The organism is Rhizobium sp. BK313 (assembly GCF_014193655.1).
Lineage (GTDB): Bacteria > Pseudomonadota > Alphaproteobacteria > Rhizobiales > Rhizobiaceae > Rhizobium.
Genome location: NZ_JACHZQ010000007.1, coordinates 367,880 through 385,766, shown reverse-complemented (window position 1 = coordinate 385,766; position 17,887 = coordinate 367,880). Strand labels below are relative to the sequence as shown.

Here is a 17,887-nt window from a genome sequence, read left to right as displayed (position 1 = left end):
GGGCCGCCTTATAAGAGCGAAGCGGCTTTCATTCAAGCAAAAAGCCCGTAAAGACGCCGGGACGAGACGCCCGGCGGTGCCCCCTCAAGAGGTATGCCCGGGCGGAGGGAGAGAGCCGCCCGGGCATCGTACTGATCGGCTCAAAGCCCCTTCAGCACGTAAATCAACGGCTTCCGCGGCAGGGTTTTCAGCGAAACCGTAGTGCTTGCGGTTGGCGCGTAGGCGATGTCGAAATCCGGGCCGAACATCGCCAGGAATTGTTGTATCGGCGGCCCCCAGCGGTGCATCGGCAGGATGAGCGACGAGCGCAGCCGCTTCACCACCCGGCTCATGCTGTCCGCGCCCATGGTCAGGCCACCGTCGACCGGCACCATGACGACATCGAGCCGGCCGATCTCAGCATATTGCTTGTCGTTGAGTTCGAAATGCAGATGACCAAGGTGGCCAATACAGAGGCCTGCGACCTCGAAGATGAAGATCGAATTGCCGTTCGCTTCGATGCCTCCCGACCAGGAGCGGATATCGGTCACCACATTGCGGATCAGCGTATCGCCGACGGTCATATTGATCTTTGCCGGTTCGCCAGGCGTATCGCTCCAGCCATGCAACACATATTTGATCGCCGGGTCCGGGGTCAGCGTATAATGGCTCGGATGCGCCTTGTTCATCGTAACGACGGTCGGCGTATAAGGCGGTGCAAAGGCGCCGCTGAAATCGGTCGCGATCGAAACACCGCCGGGGGTCTCGATGAACAGGGTGGCATGACCGAGGAAGGTGATTTTCACATCGCCGTCGACGGGATCGTTGGCAAGCGTCGGGCCTGGATCGGAAAAGCTGGCGAACGTCGCCTTCGGCAGCGATTGCGCGATCGCCTGACATTGGCTGACTTGTGGGCGGGAAGGCCTCTCCTGGGCGTCTGCGAGACTCCAACCTGCCATGGCCAGCAAGAAGATCACAGCGAAGACGGGAAATCGCAGCATCATGCCATCCCTTCAGCTCCACAGAGGGCTAAAAGATGCGGCATGGCCTGAGGTACGTCCAGCGACAATCCCGATCGGATTGCTCACAATCGCGTCATCGCAGCCCGGTGATTAACGGCTGGGCAATAGTTAGCGCCAGAATTCCGGAATGGTCTCGGCCAGGCGCGGTCCGAGCCTGAGCGGCGCGATCTTTTCAGCAAGTCCGGTCGCATCGGATATCTCGACGCCGACGCCGCAGATGGTAGCCGGGCCGGAAGCCGCCTCGAAACGGCCCTTCGGCATCTTCGAGATGAAACGATTGAGCGGTTCTTCCTTGTCCATGCCGAGCGACGAGTCGTAATCACCACACATGCCGGCATCCGACATGTAGGCGGTGCCGCCGTTCAGGATCTGTGCGTCCGCGGTCGGAACATGCGTGTGAGTTCCGACAACGAAGCTGGCGCGGCCATCGACGAAATGGCCGAAACACTGCTTTTCGCTGGTCGCTTCCGCATGGAAATCGAAGACGATGGCATCCGCTTGCTCCTTCAGCGGGCAGGCATCGAGGATGGCTTCCGCCGACTTGAACGGATCGTCCAGCTCCGGATGCATGAAGACGCGGCCCATGATGTTTGCGACGAGCACACGGGCACCGTTTCGAGCATAATAGATGCTGGAACCGCGACCGGGCGTGCCGGCAGGATAGTTGGCGGGACGCAGAAACTGGTCGTGGCGCTCGCAGAATACCACCGCTTCCTTTTGATCCCAGACATGATTGCCCGTCGTCACCACATCGGCGCCGGCATTGATTGTTTCCAGAAAGATGTCCTCGGTAATGCCGAAGCCGCCGGCGGCGTTCTCGCCATTGACGATGACGAAGTCGAGCTTCAGATCGGAAATGAGGCCCGGCAGGCGATCCCATACCGCAACCCGTCCAGTCTTACCGACCATGTCACCCAGAAAAAGCAGCCGCATTCCCTATCCAATCTCCACGGAAACGAAATTGAGTCCGCTCTCGGTCAAAATCGCGTCAAGACGGACATCATGCGGCTCAGCCGGTACTGATGGCACTTCCTGGCAGTCAAAGGCAATGCCGATCAACCGTGGATTCAACCCTTTTTTGTGCAGCCGGGCGATGGCCCGGTCGTAATGACCGGCGCCGTAGCCGATACGATGGCCAGTGCTGTCGAAAGCCGAAAGCGGCACCAGCATGATCTGTGGGTCCAATACTGCAGCCTCAGGTCCCGGCCCCGCCGTGCCGAAACCGCTGGGGACGAGCGTGGCACCGGGAACGAGTTCGCGAAAAACGATGGTGAGTTTGTCGAGAATGACCGGCACGCAAAGCCGCGCACCACGCTCGCGCAGCCGCACCATCAGCGGCCGTATATCGACTTCGGATCGGATCGGTAAAAAGCCGGACACGATCTCTCCCGGCTGGAGGTCGATCGCATCGCCGGCGTGCGCAAGCATCGCCAGCCCCTTTTCGATACGCTCGTCGGGCGGAATGGCGTCGCGCGCCGCCAGGCGCTCGTTGCGGTATCGGTTTTTCAGTTCTTTGGGGGTCATCAGGCTTTCGCGGATTTCGACAATATCACGAAAACATAATGAGCCGGCGGCCTATTGCAATGCGTGAAAGCGACATGCGGTGATTGTATGTTGGCCGACTGACGTCAACCGTCCCGACGCACCACCGAAATCCGGCCATCTCCATCGATATGGGCGCGAACATTCTCGTAGTTCAGCAGCGTCGAATGACTGGTCTCAACCGGATGGGAATGCGTGGCCGTGATCACCATGACGTCGGCGCCAGCGGCTTCGCCGGCCTTGATGCCGGCCATCACGTCTTCGAAAACCAGGCAATCGGATGGCCGTAGACCGAGACGCTCGGCACCGAGAATGTAGCATTGCGGATCGGGCTTGCCGATCTTGACGTCTTCGGCGGTGACGATGAAGCGTGGGACCGGAACGCCGGCGGCGGCAAGGCGGGCCTGGGCGAGCCGGTACGGCGAGGAGGTGACGATCGCCCAACGCTCCGGCGGCAGCGAGGCCAGGAATTCGATGGCCCCCGGTAGCGGCACCACGCCTTCCACATCGGCGATTTCGGCTTCCGTGATCAACAGCGACTCCGCCACCGGATCGACGCCCGGCAGATTCAGCCGACCGATCGTATCGACACCGCGCGAACCGTGCATGGTCGGCATAAATGCCGCGACATCCAGCCCCTTGCTGCGCGCCCAATCGCCCCAAACACGCTCGGCGGCGGCGATCGAGTTGATGATCGTGCCATCCATGTCGAACAGGAATCCGGAATAGCTTTTATCGAAGGCGGAAGACGATGCGGCAGACAAGATTTAGTCCCTTTCGGTTTGGCGGGATCGGTCGGCGCGAGCCAAGGCTGACTCGCGATATCTTTCCTCCGACTACCGATAGCGGCGGCAAGAAGCAAATGAATGCTGGATGGTGGGGCGAGGAAAAACGCCGGAATGCGCCGCGGAGCAGACCGCCGCGCACGCCGTTACATTACTCGCCGAGCCGGCTCTTCAACCCGTCGATGATGTGATTGGCCAGCGCTTCATAGTCGTCGTCAAAATGATGACCGCCATCCATGGCGATGACTTCGGCGCCGGTCCCATTTAGTTTCGGGCAGGCTACATCCTCATCGTCATCCTTGCCGTAGATGCATTGCACCAGCTTCGGATTGACGGACTTCAGGTCGTTGACCGGATCGCCGCCCTTGCCTTCGCTTTCGGCACCGAGCCAGCCCATGACCGAGATCACATAGTCGACCTTGTTCGAGAGCGACAACAGCGACAATTGCACGACCTTGTTCTTGTCCTGCGGCTTCAGCCGGTTATAGCTCGCCGGCAGGACGTCCGCGCCGAAGGAATAGCCGACCAGCACCACATGCTGCACCTTGAAACGCTTGGTGTAGTACTCGATGATGCGGCCAAGATCGTCGGCGGTTTGCTGCGGAGCCCGTTCCGACCAGAAATAATGCAGCGTATCGACGCCGACCACGGGAATGCCTTGGTCCTGCAGATAGCTGCCGACTTCCTTGTCGATATCGCGCCAGCCGCCGTCGCCGGAATAAACGATCGCCAGCGTGTCCTCGGTCGGCTTGGCGGCCATAACGTCGATCGGCAGATTGAGCGGCGACTTGTTGGCGTCGATCTCCTTCATCAGATCGGTCAGGCCGGTGCTGAGCGTCGCATAGGCGTCGTTGTCATCGGAATCATTGATTTCGACGTCCGTATGGATCTTCTGGATCTCCTCGACATGGTCTCGGCCATCCTTCGGCGCATTTTCGGTGAAGGTCGCAACGATCGGGTTCGGCAAGGTGCCGTCCTGCAAGCCGAAGGAAACCATGTCGCCATCGGTTTTCTTTTCCGCCGGCGTGCAAAGCTCCTGCTTCAACGCGATGCCGAAGGTCGGATCGACGGCGAGCGTACCGGCCACCGTCGCATCCGGTGTCTGCGCGGCAATCGTCAGCGCCATTGCGCCGCCAGCCCCCACGCCGGCAACGATTGGCAATTGGTAGGTGCTATCTGCAAAGGAACGCTGAACCTGCTGGCTCAACGACTCCAAATCGGAGACCATGTAGATGCAGCCGTCATTCTTGCTGACATCATAAGCGTTCAGCGATGCTAGGAACGAGGGGTAGTCGATGCCGATGACAAGCGTGCCGTTGGCGACCAGCTTGTCGGCAACGCCCTTTTCCTTGTCTCCCCACCCGGCCGCATCGGAGATCAGAACAACTTCGCTCGTTACCTTGCCCTGCGGCCGCATGATGTGTGGAGGCGAGATCATGCCGAGTTCGTATTTGGCATCGTCCTCGTCCGCGTTTGCCACGCCTGATGCCAGTAGACCCGTTGTCAACATGAATGCGAAAGCCAACGACATTGCGTATTTCAAGATCATTTCCTCACGACCCCCTTAAGTCCGCCCCCGATGAGGAATGTGGCATCCATCAACGCGATCATTGGACTGACACCTCCCGAGACCGCCAGGTAGCGCGGCTGCCATTCGGGATGAAATTTGGATTTGAAGGCACGAAGCCCTTTGAAATTGTAGAAGCGCTCGCCGTGTTCGAAGACGGTTCCCCCGACCCTGTCCCAAACCGGTGCCGATTCCCGTCTCGACATCCCCGATAGCGGCGCCATGCCAAGGTTGAAGCGCTGAAAGCCGGATTGCCTGAGATGCTCAAGTATCTGCACGAACAGAAAATCCATCGAGCCCTTCGGCGCATCGGGCGAAAAACGCATCAGATCGACGGAGCCCTCTTCCTTGGTCTCCGTCATCAGGATGTTAGCGAAAGCAACGATCTTGCCATCCTTTTTCAACACGCCGACGGGCTGCGAAGCGACATAGTCGGGATCGAAGGCGCCCAGCGAAAAACCTTTTTCCTTGGCATTGTGATCGGCAAGCCATGATTCCGAAACTTCAGCAAGCTGATCGATCACATCAGCCACATGCTGCGGCTCGATAACGGCAAATTCTAGTCCGTCGCGGACGGCGCGGCTCGCCGTCTGGCGAAGATTGGCCCATTTGCCGCCCTTCAGCTCGAAATTGGAGAGATTGACAACTGCCAGCTCGCCGAGCTTGAAAGCACGCAAACCGGCGTCGGCGCAATAGGACAAAAGCGCTGGCGATATCTGGTAGAAGACCGAACGACAGCCGGCCGAACGGGCAGTTTCGACAAACCGCCAGACAAGATCCGGCAGCGCGTGTCGAGGTCCGATCGGATCGAAAAGCGCAATCCAGGAACGGCCCTGCTTGCCATACATGATGAAGGCATCGCCCTTTTCCGAGAACATGATGCTTTTATCGCCCATGCGCACGAGATTGGCGTCGGCAATCCCTTGCTTGCGAACAATTTCGACCGCCCGCTCCACCGCATGTTCGGAAACCGGCTCCAGCCGCGCCGTTGCCGGACGCAGCAGGCTGAAGATCGCGATCGCCGACGAAACGATGGAGATGCCGAGCACGGCGCGAAGCCCGCGCGGCGCTTCTTCGGTGAATTCGAACTGCCACCAGAGCTGGTTGCTGTATTCAACGTCGCGATAAACGAAAAACAGAATGACGACCGCACCGATACAAATCACCGCGATTGCCGTCAGCCATCCTCCGGTCAAAGCTTGATTGAGCAACGATGCCGGACGAGTGAACAGCCGGCGGCTGACAACAAGACCGAAAATGAGGAAGGCGAGCAATGCGGCCTCGACGACGGCGATGGCCTTCAGCAGCGAGAACAGCAGCGCGAGGACCGCCGAGACGATCGAAACCCACCAGGCACCGTCGAGACGCTGGCCGAGCCCACGAGCAGCAACGATCATCGCCAGGCCGAGAAGGCTGGAGAGAAAATGCGCGCCTTCGACGAGCGGCAGCGGCAGATAGTCGGAGAGGAATTCGAGGTTCCTGTCCGGCGTCGGCGTCACGCTCGAAAACACCAGCATCATGCCGAGCAGCAGCGCGAAGGTCGACAGCAGCTGCGGCATCAGGCGGCCGCCGACGCGCCGCATGCTGGACGCAGCCGGGTGGTCAACGAAACGACGCAGTTCCGCCGCCGAGACCGCGAGGATCGCGATTGCCAGCGGGATGACGTTGTAAATGACGCGATAAAGTACCAGCGAGCCGAGAACCGCGTCGGCATTCACCGAACTGCCGAGCCACGCGATGATGATCGTCTCGAAAACGCCGAAACCGGCCGGAACGTGGCTGAGAACGCCGAGGCCAACGGCGATCGCATAAATGGCAAAGAAGCCTGGCCAGCCGATGGCGGTGTCCGGCAGCAGCACATAGAGCACGGAGGCTGAGGCGGCGATGTCGAGCGCAGTCACCAGAAATTGCCGCGACCACGTACGCGAATCCGGCAGGCGAATGGCGATCGGGCCGATCTGCACCTCGCGGCCATTGCGGCCCACGACGATCACCACGGCTAGCGCCGCGAGAATGGCGCCCGCGATCAGACGCAGCCATAGGCCGTTGACGTTGATCAGCGGGCCAATCTCATCGGCGATGATCAGCAGCGCAATGGCGCCGACTGCGGCAAGGCCGAGACCGAAGGCAAGCGTTACGAAAGCGATGACACGGGTAATGTCGTCCGGCGACAGGCCGAGCCGGGTATAGGCGCGATAGCGGATGGCGCCGGCGCTGAGTGCGCCAAAGCCGGCAGTGTTACCGACCGCATAGGCGCTGAAGGAGGTCAACGCCACATGCGGGAACGGCAGCCGCTTGCCGATATATTCCAGCGCGTTCTGATCGTAGAAGATCAGCGAGAAGAAGCTGAGGCCCGTAAAGAACAGGGCAAGCAGGATTGACGAGATTTTCGTCGTCGCCAGCGCATGCACGACATCGTCATAGCGGACTTCGTTCGTCAGATCGAAGATCGCATAGGCGGCGATACAGAAGACGGCGACCGTGAGGATAGTGACGATCAGCGTGCGATTGCGGTTCAGGAACCCGCTTATGCCGCCGCGCGCCTCCAGTTCCTCATCGGCTTTTTCCAGATCGATTGGGGTCGACATACTCTACCTGTTTTGAATTGGCTTTCGCCGGTCCCGTTTGCTCGGATGTGCAGTAACGCTAATCTTGCATCTCTGTGTTACCGCCTGCACTTCTTTCGACGGGCTCTTCTTCTCGAGCGCTCCCATCATTCTGAATTTGGGCAATTTTGGCGCAGGACTCGTTCCCCCAGCAATGAATCTGTTATTATTTAAAGGAATTTGTCATTCATCCGGAATTTGAGCTTATCCACACAGAAAAGTGAACTGTGTGACCTGCCGTCAACGCAGCTCTCTATCAGGAAATGCCGGCCGGGTCACACCTTCCGATGCACCTTTCGAACGATCGTATCTTCCCAGCCGAGCAAGCGTCCCGTTCCTGATCGCAGTTCGAGTTTTTCGACCGGCTCCTCTTTGGCGATATCCACCAGTTCCGAGTGAGCTTCTTCGGGAGAAAACAGGTGCGTCTCCCCCCATTGCCGCAGCCCAACGACGACATGAAAAAGCCCGCGCCCTCTCTCGGTCAACCGATATTCCTGATAGGCACTTCCGTCAGACGCCGGGACGAGTTCCAGCACGCCGACATCCACCAGGTTATGCAGACGACCCGACAAGATGCCCTTGGCCACACCCAGGCTCTTCTGAAACTCCCCGAAACGCCGCATGCCGTCGAGGGCGTCGCGGATAATCAGAAGCGACCACCAGTCGCCGATCGCATCCAACGCCCGCGCCACCGGACAATCTGCTGCCTTCAAACTGGTGCGTTTAACCAAGGGCTCCTCCATCTCACTACCGATCCGCAGCCGGTTCCAACATAGGACTAGACAAACACCTTCGCAACTGGTCTTATTATAGAACCACTTGCGAAGATGGAGAGTCGTATGAGTGAAAATGGCCGCTTCGGCGAGGACGGAGTTATCCTTGAGACTAAGATCGGCGCCGAGCGGGGGCTGACACCGGCCACCACACTGCTTTTTGCCATCGCCTGCGGTCTCAGTGTCGCCAACGTCTATGTCGCACAGCCGTTGCTGGATGCCATGGCCGGCGATTTCGGTGTCGATGCCGCATCCATCGGCATCGTCGTGACGGTGACGCAAATCGGCTATGCACTCGGCCTCATTTTTCTGGTTCCGCTGGGCGACAGCATCGATCGCCGCCGCCTGATCCTTGGTCAGGCAGCGCTCTCGGCAATAGCGCTGGCAATCGTTGCATCCGCGTCGGACTTTGCGGTGCTGCTCACAGGGATGGCGGCGGTCGGTATGCTGGCGGTCGTCGTGCAAAGTCTGGTCGCCCTGACGGCGACGTTGGCCCACGCGGCCCATCGCGGAAGGGCTGTGGGCACCGTGACGAGCGGCGTGGTGATCGGCATCCTGTTGGCGCGCTTCGTTTCCGGCGTGCTTGCCGATGTCGGCGGCTGGCGGCTGGTCTATCTGAGCTCGGCAGCACTGACCTTGTCGATGACGGTACTACTTGCCTGGTCGTTGCCACGACACTCACGCAACGAAGCGCCGCAATCCTATGCCAAGCTGTTGTGGTCGATACCGTTCCTGTTTGTCCGCGAGCCGCTTCTTCGTGTGCGCGCCGTTTTGGCACTGCTGATCTTCATGACCTTCAGCATCTTCTGGACCGCAATGGTGCTGCCGCTGAGCGCCGCGCCCATGTCTCTCACGCATACGGAAATCGGCCTCTTCGGCCTCGCAGGCATGGCCGGCGCAATCGCGGCAAGCGGCGCGGGGCGGCTTGCTGACCGCGGGCTCGGCGAGCGGACCACCGGCCTTGCTCTCGCCCTAATGCTGGTCGCCTGGCTGCCGATCGCCCTGATGCAATGGTCGATCTGGCCGGCGATCATCGGCGTCGTGGCTCTGGATCTGGCAATCCAGGCGGTTCACGTCACCAATCAGAGCATGATCTTTGCCCGGCGTCCGGAAGCGCGTAGCAGACTGGTGGCCGGTTATATGGTGTTCTATTCGGTTGGAAGTGCGACCGGCGCAATCGCCTCGACAACTGTCTACGGCCATGGGGGCTGGTCCGGCGTCTGCATGCTTGGCGCCGGGGTCAGCACGCTTGCACTGGTCTTCTGGGCGGCCACGCGCCGCCGAGAAGAGTGTCAGGCTGCGGTCTCGAGCAGCACGTGAGCGGTGCCTGTCACCGATCCGGCGCCTCCGCGGGCACGCCGCGCATTTCGCTCAGGAAGAACCCTTCGCGCAGATTGATGCCGTATTCGACGAAGGCCTTCATGCAGCAAAGCATTTGAGTCCAGCCCTCGCAATTGAGATAGGTGCCGCGGCGGCCGGCCGCGTCCTCGCGCCAGCCGGACTCTTCGATCGTCACCAGGGTGCCGCCATCGTCGAGCGGTTCGAATGTCATCTCCACCTTTGTCCTGTAGCGCGCGCCGTCTTCGCCGGTACCGCTGTCCCAATGAAAGACGATACGTCGGTCGGTCTCCACCTCGTTGACCTCCACCGGCGCGTTCTTCCACCAGATTACGGTCGTCCCCGCCACGAGCGGCGCGCTGGCGCCGCCGACGGTGGTGAAATAGCTCGAGAGCTTCTTCGGATTGACGACTGCATCAAAGACCTCTTCCACCTTGCGGCCGATGCGTCCCGAGATGCGAACATTCAATGTCATGGTCTCTCCTCCGCTTTCCGATCGTGGCTGTCTCTCCATTGCGATCGAAGGAATTATGTTATAAAAATATAACATGTCAAGCGAATCGGATAGCGACCTCATTTTCAAGGCCCTGGCGCATCGCCGCCGGCGCGAAATCCTCGATATGCTCAAAGAGGCGCCGAGGACGACCGGCATGCTCTGCGAGACCTTTGCGGATATGGACCGTTGCACGGTGATGCAGCATCTGAAGGTGCTGGAGGAGGCTGACCTGGTGATCGCCAGGAAGGAAGGCCGGGAACGCTGGAATCATCTCAACAGCCTGCCGATCAAGCAGATTCACGACCGCTGGATCAGCGCCTATGCCGGCCGTGCTCTGTCTATCCTCGATCGGCTGAGGAATGATCTGGAGGGTTGAGACTATAGGACCCTGCAGATTTTCCAGATTGCCCGGATCTGTTGCACACTTATAGTTCCTCGGCGAAAACCGGGGAGTGTGATCGCATGGCAATATTGGTGACAGGCAGTTCAGGCCATCTCGGTGAAGCATTGATGCGAACGTTGAGGTCGGGCGGACAGATGGTACGTGGTATCGACATCAAACCCTCTGCATTCACTGACCAAATCGGCTCCATCGCCGACCGTGGTTTTGTCCGCGAAACGATGGCCGGCGTTCACGCGGTGCTGCACACCGCCACCCTGCACAAGCCGCATATAGCAACCCATAGCAACCAGGATTTCCTCGACACCAACCTGACGGGCACGCTGAATCTTCTGGAAGAGGCGGTATCACAAGGCATTGAGCGCTTTGTCTTCACCAGCACGACAAGCGCTTTCGGCGCGGCGCTGACACCTGCCGCTGGGGAGCCGGCAGCATGGATCACCGAAGGGGTCGCGCCCATTTCGAGGAACATCTACGGCTTCTCAAAGGTTGCCGCCGAAAGCCTTTGCGAACTCTTCCATCGCCGCCATAAGCTGTCCGTGATCTTGCTGCGCACCTCGCGCTTCTTCCCCGAAACCGACGATGCGGTTCGAGGTAAGTTCACCCAGGACAATGTCCAGGCCAACGAGCTGCTCAACCGCCGCGTCGATATTGCCGACGTGGTTTCCGCGCATTTGCTGGCAGCGGAAAAAGCAAAGGCGATCGGCTTCGGCCGCTTCATAATCTCGGCAACGACGCCTTTCGAACAAGCCGATATGGCAGCGCTACGCCGCGACGCGGCTGCCGTCGTGGAGCGCCTGTTCCCCGACTGCGCGTCACTTTACGCCGAACGCAATTGGAGACTGTTTCCGGAACTCGACCGCGTTTACGTCAATCGGCTGGCGACATCGGAACTCGGCTGGCGACCGGAATATGATTTCCGTCATGTTCTCGATTGCCTCCGGACAGGCAGGGATTTCCGCAGTCAACTCGCCGTAGATATCGGCGTCAGGGGCTATCGTGACGAGGTCTTTGAGGAAGGGACGTATCCTAAAGCGTGAGCCGGGCAATCAGATTTTGGCGTTATGGCTCAGCAGTGCTTTCAGCTTCTCGCCGGTTCCGTCCTCATCCAGAGGCGTATAGACGACCAGCTTCATATCCGGCCGGTCTATGACGGCGAGAGCGGTATATTCGAACGTCATCAACCCACCTTGAGGATGGCGCAAGCGCTTGTGACCCGCGAGCGGCCGCAGCACTTCCTGTTTCGGCCACCAGGCGCGAAATTCCGGGCTTGCCTGCGTCAACGTGGCGATCAGCCGCTCGAAGTCGGGATCGCCGGCGTAGCGGGCGCTTTCGGCGCGGAACATGGCTAGCGAATTCGCCGCCACTATCTCCCAATCGACCAATAGCTCACGGTGGGCGGGATCGGTGAACACCCGATGGACGCTGTTGCGCGCATCGCCCTGCAACAGGCCGTAATCGCCGAAAAGAGCCACCGCCGCCGCGTTCCAGGCAAGCACATCCCAGCGCCGGCCGAGGACGTAGGCGGGTTGGCCGGTGAGGCTCGCAAGCATCCGTCGCAGCGATTCCGACACTTCCTCCGGCCCGCGCGACGGGATTTCCGCCGATGGCCGATCGCTCAGGGTGAAAAGATGGCGTCGTTCCGCCGGGTCGAGCCGCAACGCATCGGCGAGCGCCGATAGCACCTCCGCTGAGGCACGCACATCCCGCCCCTGCTCCAGCCAGGTGTACCAGGTGGCCCCGACACCGGCGAGAAGCGCCACTTCCTCGCGTCGTAGGCCCGGCGTCCGCCGGCGAAATCCTTCCGGCAGCCCCACGCTTGCCGGCATCAGCTTCTCCCGGCGAGACCGCAGGAAAGCGCCAAACTCACGGCGCCTGGCTTCGAGAATGGTTTGATGCTGATTGATGGTCATGGGCTACCATAGCAGGATGAATACTAGGATAAAGCAAGAACTGTTTGTCGCTTTCGCAAACTGCCAAATATCACGGCAGAGACGAAATGGAGGCGATTACGATGGACATGCGCGACAAGACGATCCTAGTCACCGGCTCGACGGACGGCGTCGGCCGCAGGGTTGCGGAAAGGCTTGCCGTGTCGGGCGCGATAGTGCAGGTGCATGGACGGGACAAAGCGCGCGCTGAGAGCCTGCTTTCCAGCATTCATGGCGCGGGTGGGAAAGCGACCTTTTACCCCGCCGATCTTTCATCGCTGGACGAGGTCCGCGGCCTGGCCGACGCAATCAAGGGCGATCATGATCACCTCGACATTCTGATCAACAATGCCGGTATCGGCACCAGCGGCCATGACGCGAACCGCCAGGTCAGCCGCGACGGGCACGAACTGCGTTTTGCGGTGAACTATCTTGCCGGCTTCCTGCTCACGCACCGCCTGCTGCCGCTATTGAAGGCGAGCAGCCCCGCCCGCATCGTCAACGTTTCCTCCGTCGGTCAGCAGCCCATCGACTTCTCCGATGTCATGCTGACACGCGGCTATAGCGGCGTGCGCGCCTATTGCCAGAGCAAGCTGGCGCAGATCATGTTCACTTTCGATCTCGCCGAGGAACTGGCTGATACCGGCGTTACCGTCAACTGCCTGCACCCCGCGACCTACATGAACACTACCATGGTGCGCCAGGCCGGCGTCGCTCCTATGAGCACGGTCGATCAAGGCGCCGACGCCATTCTCAACCTGGCTGTGGGTGCCAACCTCGAAGGACACACCGGCCTCTATTACGACGGGCAGCGCCCTTCCCGCGCCAATGCCCAAGCCTATGACGCGGCCGCGCGTAAGCAGCTTCGCATCCTCAGCCGCGAGCTCACCGGCCTCGCCTGAAAGCAGTCCGATATTCCTATCATCGACCACACAACAAGGAGACAAATCATGTCATCCCAACACGCCGTCATCATTGGCGGCTCCTCTGGCATCGGCCTCGCGAGCGCCGCTCATCTCTTAGAAAAAGGATATCGGGTTACCATTACAGGTCGCGACGAAGCGAAGCTGAAGGCGGCGGCACAAGGCCTCACCGGCGAAGTCGCTGCAATCGCCATGGATGCCGCCGACCTCACCAGTCTCGCCAAAACCTTCCAGGCGATCGGGCCGTTCGATCATCTCGTTCTGGCACTGGGCGGCGGCAATGGCGGCGGCCCCTTCGCTACTGTCGATCTTGCCGATGTCAAAAAAGGTTTCGAGCAGAAGACGATCGCGCATTTTGCCTGCGCCCAGGCTTGTCTTCCCTATCTCTCGAAAGAAGGCAGCATCACCTTCGTCTCCGCCGTCTCGGCACAGGCGGCCTTACCGGGAACGGCGGGGCTTGGAGCCATCAACGCCGCAATAGCCGCTTTGGCGCCCATTCTCGCCGTCGAGCTCAAGCCGATCCGAGTGAACTGCGTTTCGCCCGGCGTCGTCGACACGCCCTGGTGGGATTTCCTGGGCGAAGAACAGAAGGGGCCGGCCTTTGCCAGCTTTGCCGCGCGCACACCGGTCGGACGTGTCGGCCGCCCAGAGGAGATCGCTGAGACCATTGCTTTCCTGATCGGCAACGGCTTTACCAGCGGCCATACGCTGATCTGTGACGGCGGCATTCGGCTCGGCCAATAATTTGCAACGCGCCATTGCCGGTTAGCCCCGGCAATGGCCTCTTCATTTGCCGCCGACATCCGCCTGCAGATGCGTCAGAATGTCGATCAACTCCGGCGCCATATCCCGGATCTCTCGAAGGTGGATGGCGCTGAGCCGGCGCAGTATCTCTTCGGATTTTTCCGTCAACCGCAGCGTTTGCCGGCGTTTGTCGACCGGATCGGGATGGCGGGTGACATAGCCGGCGTCGATCAGACGGCCGGCCAGTTCGGTCGCCGTATGCGGCGCGATCATCAGGCGTTCCGCCAACATGCCGATGGTCATTGCCTCACCTTGCGGATTGCCCTTGATCGCCAGCAGCGCTTGATGCTGCTGCGGCGGCAATCCCTCCTGATGGGCAGCAGAGGTACTGAAATCCATAAATTTCCGGAGCGTATAGCGCAGCGTCGCCAAAGCCTCATAGTCCGCCTGCGATAGCGTCTCATCCAAATCCCGCGCCACTCTCATCGTCCTCATGAACACATTTTGTTTTCGGTCGTTGATTTATATCGCATTACGATATAATTGCCACTGCAACGCAATCTCGGCCACTTGCCGCCGCGCTTTAGCACAGAAAGCATTCCATGCAGGATATCAACGCACATCATCGGCACGCCCATGATTTCTCGGGCGGTGCTTCACGGAAAGACAATGGAGATTTTACCACGGACAAGCGGGTGCTGGTGCTCGCGGCCATGGCGCTGGTCGTGGGTACCGGCGGCGCCCTGTCCGCCTGGGTGCTGATCAACCTGATCGCGCTCGTGACCAACGCCGTCTGGTTGTTCAAGATCAGTGTCGAACCGCTGTCGTTGGGCACTGTTGCGCGCTCGCCCTGGATGGTCGCGGCTCCCATCATCGGCGGCATCGTCATCGGCCTCATGGCACGCTACGGTTCGGAAAAGATCCGCGGCCACGGCATTCCGGAGGCAATCGAAGCGATCCTGATCGGCGGCAGCCGTATGTCGCCGAAAGTAGCGGTGCTGAAACCGCTCTCTTCCGCCATCTCGATCGGCACTGGTGGCCCGTTCGGCGCAGAAGGACCGATCATCATGACCGGCGGCGCCATCGGCTCGCTGTTCGCACAGTTCTTTCATCTGAGCGCCGCCGAGCGCAAAACCCTGCTGGTCGCCGGTGCCGCCGCCGGCATGACCGCGATCTTCGGCTCCCCCATCGCCGCCGTCATGCTGGCCGTCGAACTGCTGCTGTTCGAATGGAAGCCGCGCAGCTTCATCCCGGTCGTGATCGCGTCCTGCGTCTCCATCACCTGGCGACCGCTGCTGATCGGCAGCGGCCCGCTCTTCCCGGCGCATTTCGACATGCAGCCAAGCTGGTGGGGCATCCTGCTGGCGGCCGGCCTCGGAATCCTGTCCGGCCTGCAATCCGGCCTTTTGACGACGCTGCTCTACCGCATCGAAGATGCCTTCGAGAAGTTGCCAATTCATTGGATGTGGTGGCCCGCGCTCGGCGGCCTCGTTGTCGGTCTCGGCGGACTGATCGAGCCACGCGCGCTTGGCGTCGGCTATGACATCATCTCCGATCTGCTGAACGACCACGTCGTAGCAGGCGCGGTGCTCGCCATCCTTTTGGTCAAGGCCGGTATCTGGCTGGTGGCATTGTCGTCGGGAACGTCCGGCGGCGTACTCGCGCCGCTTCTTATCCTCGGCGGCACGCTCGGCTGGCTTGTCGGCCTTGTTTTGCCCGGCGATCCCGGTTTCTGGGCGCTGCTCGGCATGGCCGCGATGATGGGCGGCACGATGCGCGCGCCGCTGACCGGTACCTTCTTCGCTATCGAACTCACCGGCGACATGCACGCGCTGGTGCCGCTGCTTGCCGCCACCGTCGCGGCTTACGCTGTCACGGTACTGCTCTTGAAGCGCTCGATCCTGACGGAAAAGATCGCGCGCCGCGGCCAGCACATCACCCGCGAATACGGCATCGATCCGTTCGAACTCACCCGCGCCGCCGATATCATGATCGCGAAGGTGAATACGCTGCCCGCTGCCATGCCGGCCGCACAGGCGTTGGCGCAATTGGCCGAGCAGCCGGATTCCCATCGCTTCTATCCCGTCGTCGAGACCGACGGGCGTCTGGTCGGCATGATCTCTCGCGCCGATGCGCTACGCTGGCAGAGCGAGCCCGATCTCGCCGGCCAGACACTCTATGATTTGATCTCGGACACATCCATTCCGCTCGCTCATCCGGAAGACACTGTCGGCCGCGTCGCCGATATCATGATCCAGGCCGATACCGGCCGTGTTCCCGTTGTCGACGAGCGGACCGGCGTGCTTGTCGGCCTCATCGCCCGCAAAGACCTGTTGCGCCTGCGGAGTGCCGCCAACCGTTCGGAATTCGAACGTGGCGCCTATCTGGGAGCAAGACGTTAAAAGGAGGAGGAACGGCGTCAGCGGGGCAATGAGAATCCCGCGACGCTGCCTTTGTTTCCAAGGCTGAGAAAGGAAGAGCGATCCACAACGACCGATGGATGTTTACGATCCTGGGCGCCTACAAACGTAGGTGGGCGCCGTGTGTCCAAGCCCACGGGCCTGGTCAGGGACAGCTCCCTTTGGATCGAGTATGGCCCCAGGGATTGTGGTTCCTGTCGGGAAGCGCAGACCGCACTTCTTATATAAAGAGGATTTTCAGCTAGCACCAGAGGGTGCCAAGTCCAGTTCGAGAAATAAAAGAAAGCCTCAGTTCGGCTCGCCGCTCGGACGAACCGTCAGCTTCTCGGTGATGCCGCGGATGCGCATCGTCACTTCGTCGATGACGGTCGCCAATGTCTCTTCGCTGCGGGCATTGGCGGCAAGCACAGTGTCACGGTTGCTGCGCAAGCCTTCGAGTTCGGCTTCCAACCCCGAAACGCGGCGGGTCAGCTCCGCCACCTCGTCCATGATCATGATGCCAGCCATGACAGTGACGCGCAGATCGCCGATTTCGCCGAACTGGCTCTTCAGATGCATGACATACTGGTCGAAGCGGGTGGCGAGATCCGTCAGATGCACCTCCTGCCCTTCTTCGCAGGCCATGCGATAGGCCTTGCCGTCGATCGTTACCGTTACCTGCGCCATTCGACTATCCGATCATTGCCGCTGATCGCGACGGCTGCGCCCCGAGGGATCAGCGGTCGAGCACGGCTCTTATGGTTTCCATCGCCGTCACAAGCCGGCGCGACACTTCGCGATTGACTTCTTCGAGCCGGTTCGCGCGGAACTCAGCCTGATCGAGTTCCTGGGCGAGCCGCGAGCGATCGGCATGCACCCGGCGAACCTCGCCTTCGACATCGCTTTGCGCGCGTTCACGTTCAAACCGCACGTCGACGGCGCTCTCCAAAGTCGAAAGCGCCTGGCGCAACTGAGCGAGCGCCACATCCACCGTTTTGCCTGAGGGTGTCATGCCTTTCGATTCCCCGCGCAAGGCCCGAATCAAAACATCCGGCCACTTGTCTGATTTCGCAACAATATTCAACTCGGCAACTGCACGTCAATAAAGGCTGTCATGCGGCAGGGGGCCTAATCTGTGGATGAAGGTCGACTTTATGGCTTATGCGGGCTTTGTCTTGCTCTTGTCGTCTTTTGTACAAGTCAGCAGGCAAATGTCGAAAAATTGCCGCACCACCCCCCGATCGGCCTCCGGATTTATTGACTTGCGCGCCCCAACTGCTATGTCTCAGCCGCCTGAGGCAGCGCTAAAACGGAGTTTATAAGGACTTCTCCGTTTCGGCCGCCTTTCAACCGGTGGTCCTGCCTCCCAAGCGTGTGGCCAT

General features: G+C 60.4%; 18 protein-coding genes and 1 other RNA gene. 6 read left to right on the top strand and 13 right to left on the bottom strand.

The window, feature by feature from the left end; all coding sequences use genetic code 11:
* Positions 1 to 140: 140 nt before the first annotated feature.
* From FHT86_RS30220 to FHT86_RS30190, 7 genes are all read right to left on the bottom strand, one after another.
* Positions 141 to 983, bottom strand: a complete 843-nt coding sequence (locus tag FHT86_RS30220) for an MBL fold metallo-hydrolase (RefSeq protein ID WP_133710586.1) — start codon at positions 981 to 983, stop codon at positions 141 to 143.
* Between the two features lie 126 nt (positions 984 to 1,109).
* Positions 1,110 to 1,934, bottom strand: coding sequence for a TIGR00282 family metallophosphoesterase (locus FHT86_RS30215; RefSeq protein WP_133710585.1), 825 nt, complete (start codon positions 1,932 to 1,934; stop codon positions 1,110 to 1,112).
* A gap of 3 nt (positions 1,935 to 1,937) precedes the next feature.
* Complete coding sequence (locus FHT86_RS30210; protein WP_133710584.1) at positions 1,938 to 2,525, bottom strand: 5-formyltetrahydrofolate cyclo-ligase; 588 nt, start codon at positions 2,523 to 2,525, stop codon at positions 1,938 to 1,940.
* Positions 2,526 to 2,629: 104 nt separating this feature from the next.
* Positions 2,630 to 3,307: an HAD-IA family hydrolase gene (locus FHT86_RS30205; protein WP_409527630.1), complete on the bottom strand. Its 678-nt coding sequence runs from the start codon at positions 3,305 to 3,307 to the stop codon at positions 2,630 to 2,632.
* A gap of 172 nt (positions 3,308 to 3,479) precedes the next feature.
* The gene (locus FHT86_RS30200) at positions 3,480 to 4,877 is read right to left on the bottom strand and encodes an AcvB/VirJ family lysyl-phosphatidylglycerol hydrolase (RefSeq protein WP_133710583.1); all 1,398 of its coding nucleotides are present in this window, start codon (positions 4,875 to 4,877) and stop codon (positions 3,480 to 3,482) included.
* Complete coding sequence (mprF, locus tag FHT86_RS30195) at positions 4,874 to 7,483, bottom strand: bifunctional lysylphosphatidylglycerol flippase/synthetase MprF (RefSeq protein WP_133710582.1); 2,610 nt, start codon at positions 7,481 to 7,483, stop codon at positions 4,874 to 4,876. The genes FHT86_RS30200 and mprF overlap by 4 nt, the downstream gene beginning before the upstream one ends.
* A 293-nt stretch (positions 7,484 to 7,776) precedes the next feature.
* Entirely contained in the window at positions 7,777 to 8,244 is a 468-nt protein-coding gene (locus FHT86_RS30190) for a winged helix-turn-helix transcriptional regulator (RefSeq protein ID WP_208116687.1), read from the bottom strand.
* 96 nt (positions 8,245 to 8,340) lie between these two features.
* On the opposite strand from FHT86_RS30190, the gene FHT86_RS30185 reads away from it, so the two are divergent.
* On the top strand, positions 8,341 to 9,594 hold the full coding sequence (locus FHT86_RS30185) for an MFS transporter (protein WP_133710581.1): 1,254 nt from the start codon (positions 8,341 to 8,343) through the stop codon (positions 9,592 to 9,594).
* Between the two features lie 10 nt (positions 9,595 to 9,604).
* Here the strand turns inward: FHT86_RS30185 and FHT86_RS30180 are convergent, their stop codons facing one another.
* Positions 9,605 to 10,087 carry an SRPBCC domain-containing protein gene (locus FHT86_RS30180; protein WP_133710580.1) on the bottom strand — a complete coding sequence of 161 codons (483 nt, stop codon included), beginning with the start codon at positions 10,085 to 10,087 and terminating at the stop codon, positions 9,605 to 9,607.
* Positions 10,088 to 10,160: 73 nt separating this feature from the next.
* On the opposite strand from FHT86_RS30180, the gene FHT86_RS30175 reads away from it, so the two are divergent.
* Positions 10,161 to 10,484: an ArsR/SmtB family transcription factor gene (locus FHT86_RS30175; RefSeq protein WP_133710579.1), complete on the top strand. Its 324-nt coding sequence runs from the start codon at positions 10,161 to 10,163 to the stop codon at positions 10,482 to 10,484.
* 86 nt (positions 10,485 to 10,570) lie between these two features.
* Positions 10,571 to 11,548: an NAD-dependent epimerase/dehydratase family protein gene (locus FHT86_RS30170; protein ID WP_133710578.1), complete on the top strand. Its 978-nt coding sequence runs from the start codon at positions 10,571 to 10,573 to the stop codon at positions 11,546 to 11,548.
* A 9-nt stretch (positions 11,549 to 11,557) separates the two neighbouring features.
* On the opposite strand, the gene FHT86_RS30165 is transcribed toward FHT86_RS30170, so the two are convergent.
* Positions 11,558 to 12,421 (bottom strand): helix-turn-helix transcriptional regulator, encoded by an 864-nt coding sequence (locus FHT86_RS30165; RefSeq protein WP_133710577.1) that lies wholly within the window; start codon positions 12,419 to 12,421, stop codon positions 11,558 to 11,560.
* Positions 12,422 to 12,522: 101 nt separating this feature from the next.
* Here FHT86_RS30165 and FHT86_RS30160 point away from each other — a divergent pair, with 101 nt between their 5' ends.
* Positions 12,523 to 13,341, top strand: coding sequence for an SDR family NAD(P)-dependent oxidoreductase (locus FHT86_RS30160; protein ID WP_133710648.1), 819 nt, complete (start codon positions 12,523 to 12,525; stop codon positions 13,339 to 13,341).
* A 48-nt stretch (positions 13,342 to 13,389) separates the two neighbouring features.
* Complete coding sequence (locus FHT86_RS30155) at positions 13,390 to 14,106, top strand: SDR family oxidoreductase (protein ID WP_133710576.1); 717 nt, start codon at positions 13,390 to 13,392, stop codon at positions 14,104 to 14,106.
* Positions 14,107 to 14,148: 42 nt separating this feature from the next.
* Here the strand turns inward: FHT86_RS30155 and FHT86_RS30150 are convergent, their stop codons facing one another.
* On the bottom strand, positions 14,149 to 14,586 hold the full coding sequence (locus FHT86_RS30150; RefSeq protein WP_409527629.1) for a MarR family winged helix-turn-helix transcriptional regulator: 438 nt from the start codon (positions 14,584 to 14,586) through the stop codon (positions 14,149 to 14,151).
* A gap of 122 nt (positions 14,587 to 14,708) precedes the next feature.
* Here FHT86_RS30150 and FHT86_RS30145 point away from each other — a divergent pair, with 122 nt between their 5' ends.
* Positions 14,709 to 16,508, top strand: a complete 1,800-nt coding sequence (locus tag FHT86_RS30145; RefSeq protein WP_133710575.1) for a chloride channel protein — start codon at positions 14,709 to 14,711, stop codon at positions 16,506 to 16,508.
* 75 nt (positions 16,509 to 16,583) lie between these two features.
* Here FHT86_RS30145 and ssrS read toward each other — a convergent pair.
* The 3 genes from ssrS to FHT86_RS30130 form a co-directional block, all read right to left on the bottom strand.
* A non-coding RNA gene (gene ssrS / locus FHT86_RS30140) (6S RNA) lies at positions 16,584 to 16,742 on the bottom strand.
* A 72-nt stretch (positions 16,743 to 16,814) separates the two neighbouring features.
* On the bottom strand, positions 16,815 to 17,192 hold the full coding sequence (locus FHT86_RS30135) for a cell division protein ZapA (protein ID WP_133710574.1): 378 nt from the start codon (positions 17,190 to 17,192) through the stop codon (positions 16,815 to 16,817).
* A 49-nt stretch (positions 17,193 to 17,241) separates the two neighbouring features.
* On the bottom strand, positions 17,242 to 17,517 hold the full coding sequence (locus tag FHT86_RS30130; RefSeq protein ID WP_104825195.1) for a DUF4164 domain-containing protein: 276 nt from the start codon (positions 17,515 to 17,517) through the stop codon (positions 17,242 to 17,244).
* Positions 17,518 to 17,887 lie beyond the last annotated feature (370 nt).